14 protein-coding genes are annotated in these 21,909 nt (G+C 64.7%); 4 read left to right on the top strand and 10 right to left on the bottom strand.

Going from position 1 to position 21,909, the window contains the following annotated elements; all coding sequences use genetic code 11:
• Positions 1 to 88 precede the first annotated feature (88 nt).
• The 7 genes from treY to DOM45_RS12880 form a co-directional block, all read right to left on the bottom strand.
• Positions 89 to 2,791: a malto-oligosyltrehalose synthase gene (gene treY, locus DOM45_RS12910; RefSeq protein WP_110601153.1), complete on the bottom strand. Its 2,703-nt coding sequence runs from the start codon at positions 2,789 to 2,791 to the stop codon at positions 89 to 91.
• Positions 2,788 to 4,905, bottom strand: coding sequence for a 4-alpha-glucanotransferase (malQ, locus tag DOM45_RS12905; RefSeq protein ID WP_205909458.1), 2,118 nt, complete (start codon positions 4,903 to 4,905; stop codon positions 2,788 to 2,790). The genes treY and malQ overlap by 4 nt, the downstream gene beginning before the upstream one ends.
• A 17-nt stretch (positions 4,906 to 4,922) precedes the next feature.
• Entirely contained in the window at positions 4,923 to 6,776 is a 1,854-nt protein-coding gene (gene treZ, locus DOM45_RS12900) for a malto-oligosyltrehalose trehalohydrolase (RefSeq protein WP_205909457.1), read from the bottom strand.
• Entirely contained in the window at positions 6,773 to 8,116 is a 1,344-nt protein-coding gene (locus DOM45_RS12895; RefSeq protein ID WP_157958419.1) for an alpha amylase C-terminal domain-containing protein, read from the bottom strand. The genes treZ and DOM45_RS12895 overlap by 4 nt, the downstream gene beginning before the upstream one ends.
• Positions 8,113 to 9,603 (bottom strand): glycogen synthase GlgA, encoded by a 1,491-nt coding sequence (gene glgA / locus DOM45_RS12890; RefSeq protein WP_240612392.1) that lies wholly within the window; start codon positions 9,601 to 9,603, stop codon positions 8,113 to 8,115. The genes DOM45_RS12895 and glgA overlap by 4 nt, the downstream gene beginning before the upstream one ends.
• A gap of 461 nt (positions 9,604 to 10,064) precedes the next feature.
• Positions 10,065 to 13,253 (bottom strand): efflux RND transporter permease subunit, encoded by a 3,189-nt coding sequence (locus tag DOM45_RS12885; protein WP_110601147.1) that lies wholly within the window; start codon positions 13,251 to 13,253, stop codon positions 10,065 to 10,067.
• Positions 13,253 to 14,542: an efflux RND transporter periplasmic adaptor subunit gene (locus DOM45_RS12880; RefSeq protein ID WP_240612391.1), complete on the bottom strand. Its 1,290-nt coding sequence runs from the start codon at positions 14,540 to 14,542 to the stop codon at positions 13,253 to 13,255. Before DOM45_RS12880 ends, DOM45_RS12885 begins: the two co-directional genes overlap by 1 nt.
• Positions 14,543 to 14,710: 168 nt before the next feature.
• On the opposite strand from DOM45_RS12880, the gene DOM45_RS12875 reads away from it, so the two are divergent.
• Both DOM45_RS12875 and DOM45_RS12870 read left to right on the top strand, forming a co-directional pair.
• Positions 14,711 to 15,361: a TetR family transcriptional regulator gene (locus tag DOM45_RS12875; RefSeq protein ID WP_110601144.1), complete on the top strand. Its 651-nt coding sequence runs from the start codon at positions 14,711 to 14,713 to the stop codon at positions 15,359 to 15,361.
• Between the two features lie 128 nt (positions 15,362 to 15,489).
• Entirely contained in the window at positions 15,490 to 16,446 is a 957-nt protein-coding gene (locus DOM45_RS12870; RefSeq protein WP_110601143.1) for an SMP-30/gluconolactonase/LRE family protein, read from the top strand.
• A gap of 13 nt (positions 16,447 to 16,459) precedes the next feature.
• Here the strand turns inward: DOM45_RS12870 and DOM45_RS12865 are convergent, their stop codons facing one another.
• The 3 genes from DOM45_RS12865 to DOM45_RS12855 all read right to left on the bottom strand — a co-directional run bounded on the left by DOM45_RS12865 (position 16,460) and on the right by DOM45_RS12855 (position 20,382).
• Positions 16,460 to 17,305 carry a fructosamine kinase family protein gene (locus DOM45_RS12865; protein WP_110601141.1) on the bottom strand — a complete coding sequence of 282 codons (846 nt, stop codon included), beginning with the start codon at positions 17,303 to 17,305 and terminating at the stop codon, positions 16,460 to 16,462.
• A complete protein-coding gene (locus tag DOM45_RS12860; protein ID WP_110601140.1) occupies positions 17,256 to 19,136 on the bottom strand; it encodes a monovalent cation:proton antiporter-2 (CPA2) family protein in 1,881 nt (626 codons plus the stop codon). The genes DOM45_RS12865 and DOM45_RS12860 overlap by 50 nt, the downstream gene beginning before the upstream one ends.
• A gap of 103 nt (positions 19,137 to 19,239) precedes the next feature.
• Positions 19,240 to 20,382, bottom strand: a complete 1,143-nt coding sequence (locus tag DOM45_RS12855; RefSeq protein WP_110601138.1) for a GNAT family N-acetyltransferase — start codon at positions 20,380 to 20,382, stop codon at positions 19,240 to 19,242.
• 121 nt (positions 20,383 to 20,503) lie between these two features.
• Between DOM45_RS12855 and DOM45_RS12850 the strand changes: the two genes are divergently transcribed.
• A complete protein-coding gene (locus DOM45_RS12850; protein WP_232822170.1) occupies positions 20,504 to 20,803 on the top strand; it encodes a DUF4190 domain-containing protein in 300 nt (99 codons plus the stop codon).
• 72 nt (positions 20,804 to 20,875) lie between these two features.
• Positions 20,876 to 21,909 (top strand): nicotinate phosphoribosyltransferase (gene pncB / locus DOM45_RS12845; protein WP_110601135.1); only part of this gene is annotated, 1,034 nt, incomplete at its 3' end.

Here is a 21,909-nt window from a genome sequence, read left to right as displayed (position 1 = left end):
TGCGTGGCTCGACGGGGCATCCCTACCCCACCGGATTCATTCGATACCAGCGCCGACAGGGCCGGCGCCTCACTTCAAGATAGCGGGTTCAAGACGCCCACACCCAGACTCCGCAGGGGAAATCCGACAAATGGCGATGCAGCGGCAGCTCCGCTTCGGCCGCTACCGGCGCCGGCGTCAGCCAGCCCTGACCGACACCTTTCAGGTTCAATGCTTCAAGCGACAACGCCGTATCCGACCACTGGAGCCGACCCTCGAGGGTCTCGTCCATCAGCTCCGCAGAGAGCCGGGTGACGACCACCAGCAAGGTCATGCCCTGCGCTCGGCGTGCAAACGCGATGACGCGGTCGGCGTGGGCCCCCGTCGCCTGCAGTGGCAGATATTCCCCGTCGTCGAAAAGTGAGGGGTGGTCACGGCGCAAATTCAACAACCGCTGCAGGACGGCCTGCTTGACGGCGCCGTCCCGCCAGTGGCGCCAGGCCGCCACTGGCGTTTCGGCGTTATCCAGGGCCTCCCGGCGCGCCGCCATGTGGACCGGGCGACGATTGTCGGGATCGACCAGGGAAAGGTCCCAGAACTCGGTGCCTTGATAGAGGTCGGGAATGCCCGGTGAGCAGAGTCTGAGAACCGTCTGCGCCAAGCCATTGACCGCGCCGGGCATGTCGAGCACCGCCGCTGCCGAGGCCAGCTCGCGGGTCAGTGCATCGCCGGTCAACGCACGCCGTATGGCGTCCTCGCCCGCCTGCTCGTAGTGCTCGTCGGGGGCCAGCCAGTGACTTGCGAGCTTGGCCTCGCGCATCGCTTTGCGCTGCCAGGCGACGAGACGATCGGCGTACTCATGTAGTGCCTCTCGCTCGCGGGAAGCGGACTCCTCGCTGCGCGCCTGCGTTGGGGCCAACTCCAATGGCCATGCCGCCAGCAGCAACTGGAGCATCATCAGGCGGTCCCCGCCGCAGGGTGCGGCGTGACTGTCATAAAGACGCGAGTCTCTGGCCCAGGCACGCAGTTTGGGGGCCAGCACATCGCTCCATTCGCTCAATGCCGCCAATCGCGCACGGACGTCCTCGCCACGTTTGTGATCGTGTGTCGCGGTCGTCAGCATGGCATGGGGGAATGTCGCCAGACGCTGCCGGTTTTCCTGATGAAAGTGCTGGACCGGATAAGCGAAGTGAGCCCCCTCGCAGCCAACGTCGTTACGCGACAGCAGTACTGCCGAGCGATAGCCGGCAGTGTCCTCGACGGCCTTCGCCGCGAGTGGCGATGTCAGCTGTTGGAAGCGGGTGATCGCACCCAAGCGCAACTCGCGCTGTGGCGAATCGAACGCGTCGGGAGCCTTGCCGCCGAGCCAGTCATCCACCAGCGGCAGCCACGAGGCGTCGGCGGCGGATAACCGCGACCGCGCCGCCTGCATGGCGTGATCGAACGCGCCGACATCCGCCTCGGGACGACCGTTGCGATCGGTATAGCTGCGATAGACCGGATAGCCGATCGCCAGCGCCGTAACGACACGTCGAATCGCGGGCAGGCTGAATTCGCGGGTGGCGGGACTGGCGTCAGCCAGGGCCCGCATCGCCCTGACGCAACGCTCGAATTCGGCAGTCAGCGACCCGTGCAGCATTTCCTGACGCGCAATCTCGACCTCGGCGGCGAAATCCGCGGTGCGACCGCTGACCTCCCGCCACAGCCGAGTCAACGGCTCGCGACCTGCCAGGTCGTGCTGGACACCCGAGACGAGATCGAGAAATTCATAGCCCGTGGTGCCGTCGACGCCCCAGTCGGCGTGGAGTCGTTCGCCATCCCCCAGGATCTTCTCGACATAGATCGGCAATCGCTGGCTCCCGGCGCCCTGCCGCTCCGAGATCGCATCGAGACGACCGCGCAGCCGCAGCGCATAACCGCGCGGATCGGCCAGGCCATCGATATGGTCGATACGCAGTCCGTCGATCCAGCCGCGCTCCACCAGCGCCAGGATGTATGCATGAGAGAGATCGAACACGCTCTCGTCTTCGACCCGCACCCCCGCCAGCTCGGTAATATCGAAAAATCGGCGCCAGTTGAGCGCATCGTTGGCGGTACGCCAGTGGAGAAGCCGATAGGGCTGACGCTCCAGCAGTGCGTGCAGGCGCGAGCATCCCGCCCGAGTCTTGGCATCGTGGTCCGCAATGACCGCCGCAACCAGCGGATGGTCCTCGGCTAGCGCCTCCCTCGGCGGGAGGGCGGTTGCCTCACGAGCGTCCGTTGACGAGGCCGCCAGCAGCGCTTCGGTCTGGTCGGGGTCGATCGGAAACCGATGCTCGTGGTAGGCGACGAAAAAGGCGCTGTGGGTCGCGTCCCAGGCCAGCACCAGTTCGCCATCTTCCAGGACCCGTACATAACGATCCCCCAGAAAAGGCAGCAGGACCTTGCCGTCGGCACCGGGCTGCTCCCAGTCGATGTCGAAACAGCGGACGTAGTCACTGGCGCGCCCCAGAGCCAGCATGTCCTGCCACCAGGGGTTCTCTGCCCCCACCGCCAGATGATTGGGCACGATATCGGCCACGATTCCCATCTCCGCGGCATGCAGCGCCTCGACCAGGCGGGCAAGACCAGCCTCGCCGCCCAGCTCCGGGTCGATCCGGGTCGGGTCGACGCCGTCGTAACCGTGGGTCGATCCTTTTCTCGAAGTCAGGAAGGGCGACAGATAGAAGTGGCTGACACCCAGCGCGGCGTAGTAGTCCACCTGCCGTCGAGCGTCATCGAAGGTGAAGTCGGCGTGCAGCTGCAATCTGACGGTGGCGCGAACGGCTCTCATGATCGATCTCCCCGCCGGATGCGGTCTATGCGCGTCAGCCGTTGCCGTACGGTCCGAGTCTCGAGCGCCTGGGGCGCCGGGACCGGTAGCCGGCGCCGCCAGTTGGGATGCTCATCGAGGGTACCCGGCAAATTGGCTTGCTCCAGCAAGCCCAGCAGATCCTCCAGTGGGAACAGCGCCAGCGGCGTCGGCGTTCTCGCCACGTGCGCCAGCGCCGCATCGATGACGTCGTTGACCTCAACGGCACCGGAGCCCAGGGGCTGGCTGGTGTCAGTGTCGACGCCAAGACCGCAGACAGTGGCCAGCCGTCGCCGCTCCTCGCCTCGCGCCTGCCTGAGTTCGGCTAGCGTCTCGTCTTCGGCGAGCAGTCCCAGGCGGTCGCGCCACTGCAGATCGTTCTCGAGCCACCAGCCCGCCACCGTGGGAAGATCATGGGTGCTGGTCGTCGCCATCGTGCCCTCGCGCCATGAACCGGCCGGGAGGAAGGCATCCCCCTCGCGTTCGAACCACATCACGCTCATGCCCAGCACGCCGCGATCCGCCAGGGTGTCGCGAAGCCCATCCTCGACCGTTCCCAGGTCCTCGCCGATGACGATGGCCCGGTGGCGCCAGGATTCCAGCGAGACCAGGCGCAGGAGATCATCCAGCGGGTAGCGTAGATAGGCCCCCTGCTGGGACGACTCACCTTCGGGGACCAGCCATAGCCGCGATAGTCCCAGTACATGATCGATGCGCAGGCCGCCGGCGTGGGCCAGGCTGGCCCGCAGCATGGCGAGGAAGCCACGATACCCGGAATCGACCAGCCCCTCCGGAGAGAACGCCGCCACCCCCCAGTTCTGGCCGTGGGCATTGAACGCATCCGGCGGCGAGCCGACGCTCAAGCCCCGATGGAGTTCAGCGGGATCGCTCCAGGCCTGGCTGCCGGCGGGATCGACACCCACCGCCAGGTCGGCGATCAATCCAACCGCCATACCGGCGCGTCGCGCGTTCTGCTGTACCCGTTCGAGCCCGGCGGCCACCAGCCACTGCAGAAACACGGCGAAGGTGATCGCCTCCCGGTGCTGCTCGGCGAACGCCTCGACCGCCTCGCTGTCCGGATCACGCCACTCCTCGGGCCACTGGCGCCAGTCGGCCTCGTCGGCATGCGCCTGCAGCACTTCGAAGCGGCAGTGACGCTCCAGCCCTTCCCCCCCGTCACGCCGGAAGGCGACCAGTCGAGAGCGCCACTCCAGTGCGCTCTCGTCATGCTCGACGTACTGGAATAACCGCTCCAGCATCGCCAGCTTGAGACGGGCACTGGCGGGCCAGTCGATCAGTGCCAGCGACTCCTGCCGCGTCATGCTCTCGACGAAGGGCGCTCTTGCCCGATCCAGTATCTCGTCGTCGAACAGGCTCTCCGGCGAGGCGTGCCAGACGTTGTGAAACAGCCGGCTGGAGGGCGAATAGGGACTAAATCGTTCGGGGTGCGCCGCGAACAGCGCATGCACGGGACTGATGGCAACGGCATCCGCCCCGGCCTGGGCCACCGCGCTGCACAGCTCATCTAGCGCGGCCAGCCCCCCAATCCCGCCATCGCCATCACGCCGAAGCCCGTAGAGTTGCGCGGCAACCCCCCAGTAGCTCGGACGCGCCTCTCCCCGCTCGTCAGCGATATCGGAGAGGGTGAAGCAGCGCGCTGGCGTCACCGCCAGCAGACGGGTGACGCTGTCGTCGCCCCGGCCGGTGAGAAAGCTCACACGGTGGTAGCCGATTTCGTGAATGGCGGGCAGCTGCCCACCGGCATCGAGATGACCGTCCAACGTTTCGCCGCTCTCGAGTCGGACAGCGAAGCCGCACTCGCCTGCCTCGGCCACCGGGACCGGGAAGGGCCGGTGCTGGTCGGCAATTAGCAACGGCGGCAGTTGATCGAAAGCGACCGGATGGTGGCGGGCTCGCCAGCGAGCCAGGCTGGCCGCAACCGCCTTATCATCGGCGGCCGGCCAGCCGAGGCAGTCGAGCATGCGGCGCTGACGAGTCTCGGAGAGCGACTGGCGGCGGTCGTCACTACCGGTCCACTCGACCAGCAGCCCGACCGACTCGGCGAGCTGTTGCAGCGAATCTGAACGTTCGATCACAGGCTGACCCTGGTCCGTCATGAATGGGGCGCTCCCGCCACGTCATCGGCTACCCTCTTGGCATCCGCCGGGGCAAGCCACACCGCGCTCGCGCGGGCCGGCAATTGGCCCTCGCCGAGAGAGTCGATGACGCCTGGTCGCGAGCAGGCCAGCGGGTCGCCACGAAGGCCCAAGCCAACCGGACCTGGCGAGAGGTTGATCGCGGCGGTCAGTTCTTGACCGTCGCCCATCCGCCAGACGGCCTCCACGGCCTTGTCGCCGAGGACCCGAGCGCCGAGCGCATGGCAGCCCGCCAGGCAGGGGACGATGAAGCGGTGACGCAGCGCCAGCCATGCTGCGAAGCGCGCCCGATAGTCGCGATGCTCGGGCATGGCCGCCTCCTGATCGTCGAGCTGCGAAGCCGCGAAAGTGGCCGCCGCATTGGGGTCGGGAATCCGCTCGCGCTGGGCCGGATCCTCGAATGCGCTGAAGTCCGCGAATTCGCGACGACGGCCCTCACGCACCGCATCGGCCAGATCGTCTCGATGGTCGGTAAAGAAGAGAAACGGTCTCCGCGACCCCCACTCCTCGCCCATGAACAGCAACGGGATGGCGGGAGAGAGCAGCAGCAGGAGCGTCGCGGCATCGAGCGCGTCGGGCTCGCTCAACCGGGACAGACGCTCGCCAAGGGCGCGATTGCCGATCTGGTCGTGATTCTGGAGGAAGTTGACGAACGCCGTGGGCGGCAGGTTCCCGCTGGGCTCTCCCCGGGCCTCTCCCTTGCGCGAGCGCTGGCCCTGATAGACGAACCCTTCCGCCATCGCCGTCGCCAACTTCGTCGTGGCGTTCTCGACGAAATCGGCGTAATAGCCTTCGTGCTCGCCGGTCAGCAGCACATGCATCACGTTATGCCAGTCATCGGCCCACTGGGCGTCGAACAGGCCCGGTGCCAGCAGGCTGGCCTGATTGTTCTCGTTCTCCAGGATCAGGTGGCAATGGCGGGTCGGGCCGACGCGCTCGCGCAGGGTCTGCCCCAGCTCGACCAGGAAATCCCGTTCGCTGATGGCGTGGACGGCATCGAACCGGAGTCCGTCGAAACGGTACTCGAGCAGCCACATCAGCGCGTTGTCGATGAAGAAACGCCGCACCTGCGGACGACGAAAATCGATGGCCCCGCCCCAGGGTGTCTGCAGGTCGTCACGAAAGAAAGACTCGGCGTAGTGGGGCAGGAAGTTGCCGTCCGGCCCGAAGTGGTTGTAGACCACATCGAGAAAGATCATCAGGCCGTGCCCGTGAACCTCGTCAACCAGCGCTTTCAGTGTTTCCGGCGAGCCGTAGTAGGACGCGACGGCATAGGGCTGGACGCCGTCGTAGCCCCAGTTGCGCTGCCCGGGACACTCGGCGACCGGCATCAGCTCGATGGCGGTGATGCCCAGCTCGACCAGTGCCGGCAGGCGCCGACGCAGGCCATCGATGCCACCGCAGGCGCCCAGATGGACCTCGTAGATCACCGTCTCTTCCCAAGGACGGCCCGTCCAGTCGTCATGGCGCCACTCGTGATTGCGGTCGACCAGGAGGGAGGCGCCGTCGACACCACCCCGCAGTGCTCTCGAGGCGGGATCGGGCACCGGCATCCCGTCATCGTCATCCCCGACGAAGACACGATAGCGGTAGGCCGCTTGCGAAGGACACTCGAGCTCGAGCTCGAATCCGCCCTCGCCAACCGGATCCATCGGCTGCGGTGCCAGGCCCTCGCACTCCAGCATCACCCGCCGGGCGCTGGGCGCCCACAACCGAAAGCACGTACGGCCATCGGCCATTGGCGTCGCGCCGTAGAAAGGCGCCCAGGGTGTCGGCGCCTCGTCACGGGTCACCTCGGTGCTGGCGCTCATGGTGCCTCCTCGAACCAGGTCTCGTGACGCAGATACAGCGCGGCCATGGGCGGTACCGTCACGGCAAGCGACTGGGCATGGCCGTGGCTGGGAATCGCTTCGGTCGTCGCGCCATGGCCATTACCCACATTGCTCCCTCCGTAGAAGACGCTGTCGCTGTTGAATATCTCCCGCCACCGGCCCGCGCCGGTAACACCAAACCGATAGCGATAGTGCACGCACGCCTGGAAGTTGCAGAGGCAGATCATGCTGGCGTGCCCGCTCTCGGTATGGCGGGCGAATACGACAACGCTATTGTCGCTGTCATCGTCGACCAGCCATTCGAATCCGAGCGACTCGTCGGCACGGATCTGCAGCGCCGGCTCGTTGACGTACAGTCGGTTGAGATCGGCCACGAGACGCAGTATCCCCGCATGCCGGGTCTCGAACAGCAGTGGCCAATGCAGCGACGCCTCCCAGGGGCCGGCCAGCACCTGGCCCAGCTCCACGCCCATCGCCACCTGCTTGTCACCAGGCAGCGCCCACATCAGCGCCAGGCACGCCCTGAACGCCGCGAAACGCTGCCAGTCGTCTCCGTGGACTGTCTGTCGCCACTGGCCTAGCGCCGAGCCCTCATCCGGCACCTGCTCCAGCAATCCACGCGAGCTCTCGCGCGGGGTCAATGCCTCGACCCAGTCGTGGTGTCGCAGATGGCGTCCGGTAGGACCCAGCGCGAGATAGTCGGCACTGGCAACCTGCCATCGCGGTCGGCGATGCAACGTCAGCGTCGACCCGACGGTGTCGCTGCCGAACAACCGACAGCCGCCATCGCGGCCGCCTTCGTCGATGCCATCGAGATGGCAGCGCTGACACCATGCGACAAACTCGGCCTCGGACATCGATAACGACGCAGGACGCTGGACCACGACGCCCACGCCCGCGACATGACAGGTCTCGACGAACTGGCAGACCACCGCGTAAGGCACCGCGACAATCCCCTCGTCGAGCACGATATGGGTAAATCCCAGGTCGGCGACGTAAGGCACCAGTTCCTGGGCAAGCTGATTCCAGCTCAGGGGCAGGGGGAAGCGGGAAGCGTACCAATCGGCCCCACACAGCCGGTAGAGCGACAATGGCATGTCGCCGCCATGACGCCCCGCTCTCGATCGCATCCACTCCCCGTCGTCCCAGGGCCACGCGTCTTCCGTCTCCCCCTCATCGGCGGCGCCCCCGACACCTGACGCCGCGCGGGGCAGCGTCCCGTCCTGATCGTTCGTGCGAGCGCCTGCAACCCCGAGGCTCACTCGTGGCATCGAGTTCATGCCAGCGCCGGCCCCGTTGGTTCCTGCGGAGTACTTCATCGGCTAGTCACCTGCTCTTTGGAATGGACGAACGTCTCGGTCAGCAGGTCGGCGTAGAGCCGGCGATAGGGGACCACGGCCTGGCGCCAATGCAGCCGCCCGGCCATCGCCGCGCGGCGCATGGCGTAGAACAGGTCGGTGGCCCGAAAGAGATCGAAGGCACGCAGCACCGTGGCGCGATAACTGTCCAGGCTCATGTCGTCGAACAGCAAGCCATTGATTCCATCCTGTATCGTATCCGCCAGCCCCCCCGTTCGGTGGGCGATCGGCAGCGAACCGAAGCGCTGAGCGTAGAGCTGGCTGAGCCCGCAGGGTTCGAACCGCGAGGGCATCAGCAGGAAGTCGCTGCCCGCGTAGATCTGACGCGCCTCGCCCTCGTCGAAACCGATGTTGACGCCCACCTGGCCCGGGTAGCGCGTCGCCATCTCGACGAGCGACTGCTCGATGGCGTGCTCGCCCTGGCCGATCACGACCAGCTGGCCGCCGGCCCGCACGATGGCGTCGGTGACCTCGATGGTCAGATCGAGCCCCTTCTGCGCCACCAGCCGCGAGACCACGGCAAACAGCGGACCGCCACTGGGCGCGAGTCCGAACATGCGACGCACACGCTGGATGTTGGCGCGTTTGCCATGCCAGTCGTTGATGCCGAAATTTGGCGCCAGGTGGGGATCGATACGGGGATCCCAGCGGTCGTCGATGCCGTTGAGCAGGCCGCTGAGCCGCCCTTCCAGGGCGCGCTTCTTGAGCAATCCCTCGAGCCCGCACCCCAGGGCTGGCGTGGTGATCTCCTGGGCGTAGTTGCTGCTGACCGTGGTCACGTGGGAGGCGTAGGAGAGCGCCGCCTTCATGAACGATATCTGGCCGTAAAACTCGACGCCGTCAATGTGGAAGGCGGATGCCGGAATGCCCAGCGCCGCCATGCGCTCCAGTGGAAACACCCCTTGATAGGCAAGATTGTGAATGGTGTAGACCGAGGGAACGTAGCGCTTGCCGAGCCAGCGGACATAGCCCGCCGTCAAACCGGTCGCCCAGTCGTTGAGATGGAGCAGCTCCACCTGCCAGTCGAGCAGCGTCGCGTCATTGACGATCTCGGCCGCCGCCATCGCCAGCCTGGCGAAGCGAATGTCGTTGTCCGGCCAGCCCACCCCCAGTTCGTCCCCGTAGGCATTGCCGACCCGATCGTAGAGTTCGGGACACAGCACGACGTAGATGATCAAGCCGTCTTCGCACACGAGACGTCCGATCTCGCAGGCCGGCAAATCGTGCCGGGCGGGAAGACTGGCCACGTGGGCGATGGGACGCCCGGCGGTCAGGAGTTGGCGATAGCCGGGCATCAGCACCCGCACGTCATAATTGGGCTTCAATGCCCGGGGCAGTGCCGCGGAGACGTCGCCCAGACCACCCGCCTTGATGAAGTCGGCGATCTCGGTGGTGACGAACAGTACCCGGCGGTTACGAATCGGCGGTGAGGGAAGCGGACGTGACAATGCCCCTGCCGGGGCCCTGGACGAGGATCGACCGGATAGCGACGCGAGCCAAAGGGGGTCCTCCCCATATCTCGCAGCCGTATGACTTTGCCTCCCACGAACTGCGGCCTGCGTCATGTTCAGCCTCCCTGAACATTGAGTCCACCAGTCAAGTTTAACCAGCGTCGACACATCATCCTGCGCCTCGGGAGCCCGTGACGGCCATAACCGACGTTAATAGCAAAGACCGACGGTCGGTCGCCCGTGCCGAAATGCCGGGTAATGATTCGCGGGCGTGATCGGGTGACGAACGTCGCTCGTTGACGCCGCCCCCTCCTACACATATATGCCACCGGCTGGATAGCGTCAAAGCCTGTTTGGCTCGCTGCCGCGACCCTCGAAGCGGCGGCCATTAAAAAAGGCAACCTCCGTGGGAGGTTGCCTCTGAAAAGCCGATTTCTCGGCAGCATCGACACAGCGTGCTAGTGACTTTCGTCCGGCGTCGGCTGGCGATCGTTGCGCCGCTTGTCACGGCCCAGCCTCGACTGCAGCCCGTGGGTGACCTTCATGATCAACACGTAGGTCGCCGGCACGAACACCGTGGCCAGCAAGGTGATGGAGATCATGCCCCCCACGACCGGCGTTCCGATCTGGTTACGGCTGGCCGCGCTGGCACCGGATGCCAGCGCCAACGGCAGGGTGCCGCCGATAAAGGCCAGCGACGTCATCACGATCGGACGGAACCGCTGGCGCGCCGCCACCTTGGCCGCATCGACCACCGACAACCCGGCGTGCTTGCGCTGCTGCTCGGCGAACTCGACGATCAGGATGGCGTTCTTGGCCGCCAGGCCGACCACCACCAGCAGCCCCACCTGCAGGTAGACACTCGTGCTCAACCCGGCCAGGTAAACGGCCAGAATTGCACCGATGAACGCAAACGGGACGGCGGAGACGACGGCCAGCGGCAAGGTCCAGCTCTCGTACTGGGCCGCCAGGATCAGGAACATCATGATCACGCCGAAGGAGAGCGCCAGTGTCGCAGCCGTGCCCACGTTGACCTGTTGATAGGCCTCGCCGCTCCAGCCCATTCCGTAATTGGAGCCCAACGTATCGGTGACGACTTCCTGCATCGCCTGTACCGCCTGCCCGGAACTGTAGCCCGGTGCCGGCCCACCCGAGAACTGAGCGGCCGCATAGGTGTTGTAACGCTGCAGTACCGTGGGTGCCTTGTCGCGCGTCAGCGTGACCAGCTCGGAAAGCGGGATACGCTGGCCCTCGCCACCTCGCACGTAGACCTTGCTCAGGTCATCCGGGTTGCGGCGGAAGTCATCTTCCGACTGCAGGTAAACCTGGAAGTTACGGCCCGAACTGGTGAAGTAGTTGACGAACGAACTGCCGAAGGTGCTCGCCATGGTGGTGTTCAGGTCGGCAATATCGACCCCCAGGCTGCGCGCCTTTTCCGTGTCGACGTCGGCCTTGTAGGAGGGCACATTGACATCGAGCGACGTGAATACACCCGCGAGCTCCGGACGCTTGGCGGCGGCTTGCATCACCTTGCCGGCGGCCTCCGACAACTGCTGCGACGTATCACCGCCGAAGGATTGCAGATAGCCGGTGAAACCGCCGGTCGGCGACAAGCCCTGAATCGGGGGCAGGTTGAACGCCACGGTCTGCCCCCCCTGGATCTGGGCCCCGATCTGCATGATCTTCTGGGTCAACTGATCGACGGTGATATCACGATCCTGCCAGGGCTTCATCGTCACGAAGACCGTGCCCTTGGCGGTATTGGGCGAGCTCGACAGGATGTCGAAGCCGGGTATGCCGGTGACGAAATTGATCCCGGGCACCTCGTCGCGCAGGCGCTGGCTGAGCTCCTGCACGTAGGCATCGGTTCGCGCCACCGACGATCCTGCGGGCAGGTTGACGGCAGCCAGCGCGACGCCCTGATCCTCGGAAGGGAGCAGCGCCGCCGGCAACTGGGCAAAGATCAACCAGGATACGATGCCCGCGGCAGCAAGACCGACTATCACCAGCCACAACTGATGGATGATGAAGTTGGTGATCGCCATGAAGAAATCGGTGATCTTGTCGAAGATCTTGTTGAACCAGTCGAACGGCTTGCGAATGGCGCGGACGAAGCCGGACTGCTGGAGGCGATCCTGGTTCTTCAGGAAGATCGCGCTCATGGCCGGGGTGAACGACAGCGCCACGATGGCCGAAATCGCCACCGAGATCGCGATGGTGATCGCGAACTGCTGGTACATCTGCCCGGTCAGGCCGCTCATGAAACCGACCGGCACGAACACCGCGGCCATGATGAAGGCGGTCGCGATGACCGCGCCCGACACCTCTTTCATTGCCTCGAGCGCAGCGCTGAACGGGGTAGCCTCCTCGTCCTCCTCCATGATGCGTTCGACGTTCTCGATGACCACGATGGCGTCATCCACCACGATCCCGATTGCCAGTATCATGCCGAACAGCGACAGCAGGTTGATCGAGAAATCGAGCAGGTACATCCCGGCGAACGTCCCCACCACCGAAATCGGCACCACCGACATCGCCACCAGGGTGGAGCGCCAGCTCTGCAGGAACAGGAACACGATCACCGCCACGAGCACCAGGGCCTCGATGAAGGTGTGCTCCACCGACTGCACGGAGGCGTCGATGAACAGCGTCGTGTCGTAGGGGATATCGAAATCCAGTCCCGGCGGGAAACGCGTTTTCAGATCCGCCATCGCCGTCTTCACTTCCGATGCCACATCCAGCGCGTTGGCACCCGGCTGCAGGTAGATGGCGATCGGCGCGATCGGCTTGTTGTTGACGTAGGCCTGAATGCCGTAGCTGTTTTTCCCCAACTCGATCCGCGCCACATCGCTCAGGCGCAGCGAAGAACCATCCGGGTTGGTTCGCAGCACGATCTCGCGAAACTGATCGACGCTCTCGTAACGGCCCTGGGTGGTAATGGTATAGGTGTAGGGGGTGGGGTCGCTCTGCGGCTCGGCGCCCAGCTTGCCACCCGCCACGACCGCGTTCTGCGCCTGTATCGCCGAGGAGACCTCGGCCGGGGTCAGATCGTACTGGGCCAGCTTGTCCGGGTTGAGCCAGACGCGCATCGCGAACTCCTGGCTACCCAGTACTTCGGCCTGCCCCACGCCAGGAAGGCGTGAGAGCTCATCGGTCACGTTGATGTTGGCGTAGTTGGTCAGATACAGGGAGTCGTAGGCATCGGAGTCCGAGGTGATGCCGACGAACAGCAGGATGCTCGATGACCGCTGCTCGACCGTGACCCCCTGGGACTGCACTTCGCTGGGAAGCTGCGACAGCGCTCGCTGGACCCGGTTATTGACGTTGATCGTCGCCGTCTGCGGATCGGTGCCGATGTTGAAATAGACACTCATGGACATCTGACCGCTATCCGAACTGCTCGAGGTCAGATAGATCATGTCCTGAGTACCGTTGATCTCCTGGGCGATCACCGAGGCGACCGTGTCGGAGACCGTCTGTGCGCTGGCACCGGGATAGGTCGCGGAGACGCTGATCGTCGGTGGTACGACAGGCGGATACTGCTCGATGGGCAGCGTCCGCATCGCCATCAACCCGATCAGCGTGATGATGACCGAGAGGACGGTGGCGAAGATCGGGCGTCTGATGAAAACGCTGGAAAAGTTCATCAATTGGCCCCGTTCTGTCCGTCTTTCGCCTCTTGCGCATCGCGATGGGCGCCCTCGACGCCCTCACCGCCCTGGGCATCGGCCTCCTGGGAGGGATTCTCGCCGGCGTTGTTCTGCGGCTGCGGCACTTGGCCGTTGAAGGCTTGGGCGTCGATCTCGTCGCCAGCGGAGACGCTACCGATGCCCGACACGACGACTCGGTCGCCCGGATTCAACCCGTCGGTAATGATCTGCCAGTCTCCCGCGATCTCGCCCAGCGACACGAAACGTGACTCGGCCTTGCCCTCACCGTTGACGACGAAGACCTGGGGTCCCTTGAGTCCCTCGGTCACCGCGATGGCGGGTACGGCGTAGACGTCGTAACGCATCACGTTGGGCAGCTTGACCCGCACGAACTGCCCTGGCAGGAAGAGCTGGTCGTCGTTCTGGAACACGGCTTCGGCTTGGACCGTGCTGGTGGATTCGTCGACTCTCGACCCGAGGAAGTCGAGCTTGCCCTGCAATTGAAGCGCCTCGTGACTGGCACTTTCGGTGCCCGGTGCGGTCAAAACAGCAACGTCGGCCTGTTCGGCATCGCCCCGTTGACGCTGGCGACGGAGGGAAAACGCATCATCGGCAGGCAGCGAAAAACGCACCTCGATCGGATTCAGCGGCGTGATGGTCGCCAGTTCCTGAGGCGGCTGCACCAGGTTACCGACATTGACCTCGCTCAAGCTGATCATGCCGCTGACCGGCGCATTGACCTGGGTGTAGCTGAGATCGATCTGGGCACTGTCCAGCGCCGCCTGGGCCTGGGCCTGGGCGGCTTGCGCGGTCCGCAGATCCGCCTGGGCCTGATCGCGCTGCTGTTGGCTGACGGAGTTCTGGTTGTAAAGACGCTGGTAGCGCTCGGCGTCGCGCTGGGCGCGATACACCTCCGCCTGCGCGCTCTGCACGTCGGCCTGGTTCTGAGCGACCGTCGCCTCGTAGGGCGCCTGCTCGATGGTGAAGAGCTTGTCACCCTTTTCGACCATGCTCCCCTCGCGATAGTGGCGGGCTTCGAGAATCCCCTCCACGCGCCCCATCACGGTGACTTCGCGGTTACTCCGAAGCTGGGCGGGATACTCCTTGGAGAGCGCGACATCGTGGGCCTCGACCTCCAACACTTCAGCCTTGGTGGGCGGCTTCTGTTGTTGCCCCCCACCTTGCTGAGCACTCTGCTGATCGTCTCCACCGCAGGCGGCCAATGCCAACGACAGCAACATCGCCCCACCGAAACCGAGGGTGCCATTCATGAAATTAGGGCGCATGAGTCTCCGTCCTGGAAAGGGGTGCCTAAAGGAATGTAGCGAGCTTACAGGCATACATACATGAATGTAAACTTGCCGATAATTCGTTATGCTGCATCTTGCCGACTTTAATCCGCCCATAAGAAAAGCCATTCGCCATGACTCACTCACGCCAGCGACGACATCACCATGCCCAAACGCACCAAGGCTGAAGCCGAAGCCACCCGAGAGGCCCTGCTCGACGCCGCCGAAGTGATTTTTCTCGAGCGCGGCGTTTCGAGAACCTCGCTCGAGCAGATCGCTCGCCAGGCGGGCATGACCCGCGGCGCCGTCTACTGGCATTTCAAGAACAAGTCCGACCTGTTCCACGCCATGCTGGATCGCGTCAAGATGCCGCTTCGTCAGTTACTGGATGATGTCGAGGACCTCGAACGTCCGCGCGCACCGCTGGAGAGTCTGCGGTTGGCTGCGCTGCACGCATTGGAGCGGCTGCAGGGTCCACGCTCCCGGCGGGTGCACACGATCCTGTTTCACTGCTGCGAGGCCTCCAGCGACGTCGACATTCTCGAGCTGCATCAACGGCTCGCCGACGACTGCCACGAGACCATGCTGGAACGCTTCGAGGAGGCAAACCGTACCGGCACGATGATAGCGAGCATCGAACCGGAAATCGCCTGCCGCATGCTCATGTCGATGTTCGGCGGCCTGATGCACGACTGGCTGCGCGATCCGACACGCTATGATATTGGCGATATCGGCCCGCGCATGATCGACACCTTCTTCGAGCGCATCTCGCCATGCACGCCCCACTGCACCTCGCCGCCCCACTCTTCTTCCTGAATGCCGGCCGCGCGGGCGGGCAGCGCCATCGATCAGGCCGGCGGCGGCGAAGACACGACTTTCGTCGCAAAGACACCACCGTTTCGACCCTCGACACTGGGCGGTCTTTGTGCCGGAGGCTTTCGATCATGACCTATCCAGACTGGCTAGTCGTCGAGGACGACCGCTTTTCCTCGCTGGTCTTGCCCAACGGCCAGCTCGAGCGACTTTGGCAGGCCGGCCGCTGGTGCGAGGGGCCAGCCTACTTCGCCGCCGGGCGCTACCTGCTCTGGTCGGACATCCCCAACGACCGTATCCTGCGCTACGACGAAAATGACGGTCACGTCTCCGTGTTTCGCCAACCCGCTGCCTTCAGCAACGGCCAGACGCTGGACCGGGAAGGCCGCCTCATCACCTGCGAGCACGGCAGCCGCAGCGTCACTCGCACCGAGCACAACGGCCGTATCACCACCTTGGCGGATGCCTTCGAGGGCCACCGGCTCAACTCGCCCAACGATGTCGCGGTCAAGTCCGATGGTTCGGTCTGGTTCACCGATCCCAGCTACGGCATCGACAGCGATTACGAAGGTGGCAAGCGACGCTCCGAGCTGGATTGCCACGTCTACTGCCTCACCCCCGGCGGCGAACTGCGCCGCGTGGCCGACGATTTCGAGAAGCCCAACGGCCTCGCCTTCTCCCCCGATGAATCCTGGCTCTACGTGTCAGATACCGGCGCGACGCATCGCGCCGACGGGCCCCGACATCTCCGGAGATTCCGCGTCGACCAGAATCATCACCTGCAGGGCGGCGAGGTGTTCGCCGTGTCGGACTGCGGTCTCTTCGACGGTTTTCGCCTGGATATCGCCGGCAACCTGTGGACCAGCGCCGGCGACGGTGTTCACTGCTATGCCCCGGATGGCACTCGCCTCGGTCGCATCCTGATCCCGGAGACCGTGGCCAACGTCTGCTTCGGCGGCATCAGCCGCAATCGGCTCTACGTCTGCGCCACCACGTCGCTCTACGCAGTGCCCCTCAATACCCGAGGGCATCACGTCATCGGCGAGGCCGTCGCCCCTACCGATATTCGCGCTCCGGCACGCGCCTGATCGGCGACTGCCGTCAGCCGGCCAGAATGCGATCGGCCGCCCGCGCCACACCTTGGCGATAGGTGCCGCCGAACAGATAGAGATGGTTGAGCAGCGGGTAGAGCTGGAACAGCGCTTCCCGCCGCTCCCAGTCCGCGGGTCGGTCGCCATCCCAGTAGGCTTCGAAGAAGGCGTCGCCCGGCCCGCCGAAGAGCGTCAGCATGGCCACGTCCACCTCGGGATAGTGCCGGTAGACGGCGGGGTCGATGATTGCCGGCCCCTGCGGCGTGAACAGCACGTTGCCGGACCAGAGGTCACCGTGTACCAGCGACGGCGGTGCCTGCTCGAGCCAGTGCTCCAGCGAATCGGCGGCCCGCTCGACACGCCCGGCGAGCGCGGCATCCAGCAGCCCCCGCTCGCGGCAGCCTCTCATCAGCGGCAGTAGACGACGGTCGCGCTGAAAGGCACGCCCGTCGGCCAGCGGGGCGTTGGGCTGCGGGGTCAAGCCACAGGCGTTGTCCCGCGGCCAGCCATGCCCGGCGTCAGCGTCGCGGGAATCCCGGTGCAGTTGGCGCAAGCCTTCACCCAGCGCCGCGCCATCACGCTTCCCCGTGCCCTCCAGGAACTGCATCACCAGCAGATCGTCGTCTTCGGCCAGCACCTCCGGCACGATTAGCTTGCGGCAGGCGCCACTCAACGCCCGCAGGCCGTCGGCCTCGCCGGCGACACGCTCGGGCGTATCCCGCTTGACGATACAGGGCGTCGCGCCGTCGACCCGCCATAGCGCTGCCCCACTGTCGCCACCGGAGAGTGGTGTGATCGCGGCGCCATCAACGGACATTCCCAGGGCCGCCAGCCGCTCTCTCAGCACCTGTGTCATCACCTACCTCCTCGTTCACGTCATCGCTATCGTTGGCAGCGGCTTCCTCGCGCGCGCTCTCCTTGTTGCCACGGCCCCGGTTGAGCTCCTGCTGGAACAAGGACCTCAGTTCCGCCATCGCCGCCTTCTCGGTCGCCATCAACCGCTCCGTGTCGTTGCGGTGGGCATAGGTATCCTTGAGCAGCTGGTTGTCGAAGTCGCGGAAAGTTCGCACCGCATTGATGGCGTTCGAGCTGGGATAGCCGAGCCCCTTGAGTACCTCGACGCTCATTTCCATGCTCGAGGCGAACGTTTCCCGCACCACGCCGTCGACGCCGATCTCCATCAGTTGCCAGGCGTGGTGGCGGTTGCGGGCACGGGCATAGACGGACAGCTCCGGGAAATGGGTCTTGGCCAGGCGGGCGATGGTCAGTGCGGCGCTCTCGCTATCGACCGCGATTACCAGCAGCCGGGCCTTGTCGATACCCGCAGCACGCAGCAGGTCGAGACGCGTGGCGTCGGCGTAGAAGATGCGGGAACCGAAGCGGCGAATGAATTCGACCTGGGTGATGTTGGGATCCAGCGCGGTGAAGTTGATGCCCTGCATTTTCAGCATGCGCCCCACCATCTGCCCGAAGCGTCCGAGACCGGCAATGATCACCGGCGGCGTGTCATCGCCGAAGTCGGTGTCGTAAGGGCGACTCTCCTTGAGTCGGTTGCCAAGCTTCTCGCCCAACTGGTACAGAAACGGCGTCGCGGCCATGCTGAGGGTCACCGCGGCGATGCAGAGGCTGGCGATGCGTTGATCGATGACACCGGCAGCCACGGCCGCGGTCAGCAGCACGAAGTCGAACTCCCCGCCCTGGGCGATGATCGTCGCCAGCCTGGGAATTTCCGTGCGAGGCAACCGAGTCACCCAGCCGATGATCGCCAGCACCACGGTCTTGGCCAGGGTCATGGCGACGGCGAGCCCCATGACCAGCAGGATGTTGCCCAACACCAGCGACAGATCGACCGACATCCCGACGGCGATGAAAAAGAGCCCCAGCAGTAGCCCCTTGAACGGCTCGATGTTGGCCTCGAGCTCATGCCGGTATGGGGTATCGGCCAGCATGACACCGCCCAGAAAGGCGCCCAGCGCCATCGACAGGCCCGCCCACTGCATGACCAGGGCCATCGCCAGCACCAGGAACAGCGCGGCGGCGGTAAATATCTCATGCACGTCGCTTCGCGCGATCAACGCCAGCACGCGGGGAAAGACCAGGCGGCCGAAAGCGATGGCGGCGATCACCACACCGATGCTGCGCGCAATGACCCAGCCATCGTCCGGCGCCGCGTCCGCGCGTCCGGCCAGGAACGGCAGCAGCGCCAGCAGGGGTATCACTGCCAGATCCTGGAACAGCAGCATGGCGAAGGCGCTCTGGCCATGTGGCGTCGCCAGCTGCCGGCGCTCGTTGAGGACCTGCAGCGCGAAGGCGGTTGACGATAGCGCCAGCGTCAAGCCGAGGAAGATGGCGATACTCAGCGGTAGATTGAGCAGCAGCCCGATCGGCATCAGCAGGGCTGCGCAGCCGGCCATCTGCAACGATCCCAGTCCCAGCAGCCGCTTGCGCATCGACCACAACCGCTTGGGTTCCAGCTCCAGACCGATGATGAACAGCAACATCACCACGCCGAACTCGGAGAAATGCAGCACGGACTCCGGCTCGGATACGAACCCGGTCACCGACGGCCCGGTCAGCAGGCCGATACAGAGATAGCCCAGAATCGACCCTAGTCCCAGGCGCTGAAACAGGGGCACCGCGATGATGGCCGCCCCGAGCAGAACGGCCGCCTCATTGAGAAAGTCCATCTACCTTCTATCCTCGTCGCGGCGGAGCGCCGCCCAAGTGGGTCCAGGTGCAGAGTATCACTAACCGGGGCTGCGACCGGGTGCAGCCATCGCGATCACCGGGCTATGACGGCGGGTCCTTGAACGGCAGACGTAGCCGACACTGTTCGAGATAGGTGTGGACGTAGACCCGCTCCTCGCGACAGAACTCGGCGACCGCCTCGCGAAACCCCTCATGTTCGAGATAGTGAAGCGATCGGCTGATGACCGGCGCGAACCCTCGGGTCAACTTGTGCTCCCCTTGGGTACCCGGATCGAACCTTGTCAGGCCGCGCTCGAGGCAGTGCTCTATCCCCTGGTAGTAGCAGGTCTCGAAGTGCAGGAAGTCGGCCTCTACCTCGCTCCCCCAGTATCGGCCATAGAGGGTGTCGCCCCCCTGGAGACAGAGCGCGGCGGCCACCGCCCGACTCGCCATGCTGGCACGCACCAGCACCAGGCAGTCGGCCATGCCGTCACGCAGTCGAGTGAAGAATTCGAGCGACAGGTAGGGTCGCTGCCCTCGTTCGAGGTAGGTCATGCAGTAGCAGCGGTAGAACTGCGCCAGCACCTGGTCATCGATCCGGTCTCCTGTCAGGCGCTCGAACACGAATCCCTGATCGGACAGCTTGCGCCGCTCTCGACGTATCTCCTTGCGCTTGCGCGAACTCATGCGCGCCAGGAAGCCGTCGAAGTCGCCGAAGCCGTCGTCCTGCCAGGCGAACTGCACCGCCTGGCGTTCCAGCAGTGGCGCGCCGATCGCGGCCTGCCAGTCGTCAACCTCGTCGCTATCGGCAAACAGCAGGTGCCAGCTCTGCAGACCGGTGTCGCGAATCAGCGGCGCCAGTGCGGCGATGACGGCACGCCGGTCGACATCCTCGACCACCGCCAGTCGCGGCCCGATCGCAGGCGTGAACGGAATCGCCGACAGCGACTTGGGGTAGTAATCGCCGCCCGCGCGCTCCCAGGCATCCGCCCAGGACCAGTCGAACACGTACTCTCCCCGCGAGTGATACTTGGCGTAGCGCGGTAGCACCGCCACCGCTCGCTCGCCCTCGAAAACCATCAGATGGTCCGGTTCCCAACCGGTCTCGGTGTGGGCGCATCCGCAAGCTTCCAGCACGGCCAGAAACTCGTAGCGAAGAAACGGATAGCGGGCACCGACCACGGCATTCCAGCGCGACGCACTGACGGCAGCCAGGCTGCCGATATTCTCGACCCGCAATGCCATTCCCTTCCTCCCGTCGTTCATTCAACTCCCGTCGCCCGCTGCTCATGTTGAAAACTTCGAGAGCCGCGGACAAGCGTGCGATACTCTACCGACAGTTCCAGCTCGCGAGATGTACAGCACGATGACACCCGCTGCCTCCCCTCCCGGCCAGCCGACACCGCCACCAGGCCCCACCAACACCATGGCACTGGCGGCGTTCGCGTTGAGCGTGCTGGGCACCTTCGTCCCCCCTGCAGCGCTGGGCGGCGTCGTGTGCGGTCATCTCGCTCGACGCCAGATTCGCCAAAAGCAGGAATCCGGCGATAGCTGGGCCCTGGCCGGTTTGATACTAGGCTATTTGTTGATCCTGTTGTCGCTGGCGGGACTTTTGCTGTTTGGCGGCTTCATCGTGACAATGTTCGGTGTCATGGCTTTCCTGTAGCCGATTTCATTGAAGAAACGCTCGCCGGCAAACAACGACCGCGGGTTCTGCCTACGCTGATGACGAGTTCCCATGCTGACTTCGCTTCTCGACAACGACTTCTACAAGATCACGATGCAGAACGCCGTGATCAAGCGCTTCCCCTACGCCCAGGCCCGCTACGCCTTCATCAATCGTGGCGAGCATGAGTTTCCCGACGGGTTTGGCGACGCGCTACGACGCGAGGTGGATGCGATGGCCAACCTGGTCCTGAGCGACGCCGAAAAGCGCTATCTCGAAGCCACCTGCCCCTATCTCGATCCGACTTACCTCGATTTTCTGGCAGGCTTTCGCTACGACCCGGCGGAAGTGACCATCCGCCAGCAGGGTGCCGACCTCTCGGTGACGATCGAGGGGCTGTGGTATCGCACCATTCTGTGGGAAGTCCCGCTGATGGCGCTGATCAGCGAACTCTGGTACCGCTTGCGCGATGTCGAGCGGGATGCCGACGAGACGGTGGAGGCTCGCACCCGGGCCAAGATAGAGCAGTACCAGAAGCTGGGGCTGAAAATCGCCGAATTCGGCACCCGGCGACGTTTTTCGTTCGACGTGCACGACCGAGTGGTCGGCGCGCTGCACCACCACGGCGGCGAGGCGTTCAGTGGCAGCAGCAATGTCCTGTTGGCGATGCGCCACGACGTCAAGCCCATCGGCACCCATGCCCACGAGTGGTTCATGTTCCACGGTGCCCGGTTCGGCTTCAAGATGGCCAACAGCCTAGCCCTGGAGCACTGGGTCGATGTCTACCGCGGCGATCTGGGCATCGCCCTGACCGACACCTTTACCAGCTCGGCCTTCTTCGAGAGCTTCGACAAGAAGTTCGCCAAACTCTTCGACGGCGTCAGGCACGATAGCGCCGATCCGATCGATTTCGCGGCCTCGACCATCGCCCACTACGAAAAGCTGGGCATCGATCCACGCAGCAAGACGATCATCTTCTCCGACGCCCTGACACCGGAGAAGGTCGAACGGATCCAGGCCTTTTGCCAGGACCGTATCGGCATGGCGTTCGGCATCGGCACCAACTTCACCAACGATGTCGGCGTCGAACCCATGAACATGGTCAT

The sequence above is a fragment of the Salinicola lusitanus genome (assembly GCF_003206045.1).
GTDB lineage: Bacteria > Pseudomonadota > Gammaproteobacteria > Pseudomonadales > Halomonadaceae > Salinicola > Salinicola lusitanus.
The sequence above is the reverse complement of the archived record's forward strand: the minus strand, read 5'-3'. Positions and strand labels throughout refer to the sequence as shown.

Coding starts and splice junctions, on each gene's coding strand:
- treY (WP_110601153.1), bottom strand. CDS start 2,791: ATGAGAGCCGTTCGCGCCACCGTCAGATTGCAGCTGCACGCCGACTTC.
- treZ (WP_205909457.1), bottom strand. CDS start 6,776: ATGAGCGCCAGCACCGAGGTGACCCGTGACGAGGCGCCGACACCCTGG.
- DOM45_RS12895 (WP_157958419.1), bottom strand. CDS start 8,116: ATGAAGTACTCCGCAGGAACCAACGGGGCCGGCGCTGGCATGAACTCG.
- DOM45_RS12885 (WP_110601147.1), bottom strand. CDS start 13,253: ATGAACTTTTCCAGCGTTTTCATCAGACGCCCGATCTTCGCCACCGTC.
- DOM45_RS12880 (WP_240612391.1), bottom strand. CDS start 14,542: ATGCGCCCTAATTTCATGAATGGCACCCTCGGTTTCGGTGGGGCGATG.
- DOM45_RS12875 (WP_110601144.1), top strand. CDS start 14,711: ATGCCCAAACGCACCAAGGCTGAAGCCGAAGCCACCCGAGAGGCCCTG.
- DOM45_RS12870 (WP_110601143.1), top strand. CDS start 15,490: ATGACCTATCCAGACTGGCTAGTCGTCGAGGACGACCGCTTTTCCTCG.
- DOM45_RS12865 (WP_110601141.1), bottom strand. CDS start 17,305: ATGACACAGGTGCTGAGAGAGCGGCTGGCGGCCCTGGGAATGTCCGTT.
- DOM45_RS12860 (WP_110601140.1), bottom strand. CDS start 19,136: ATGGACTTTCTCAATGAGGCGGCCGTTCTGCTCGGGGCGGCCATCATC.
- DOM45_RS12855 (WP_110601138.1), bottom strand. CDS start 20,382: ATGGCATTGCGGGTCGAGAATATCGGCAGCCTGGCTGCCGTCAGTGCG.
- DOM45_RS12850 (WP_232822170.1), top strand. CDS start 20,504: ATGACACCCGCTGCCTCCCCTCCCGGCCAGCCGACACCGCCACCAGGC.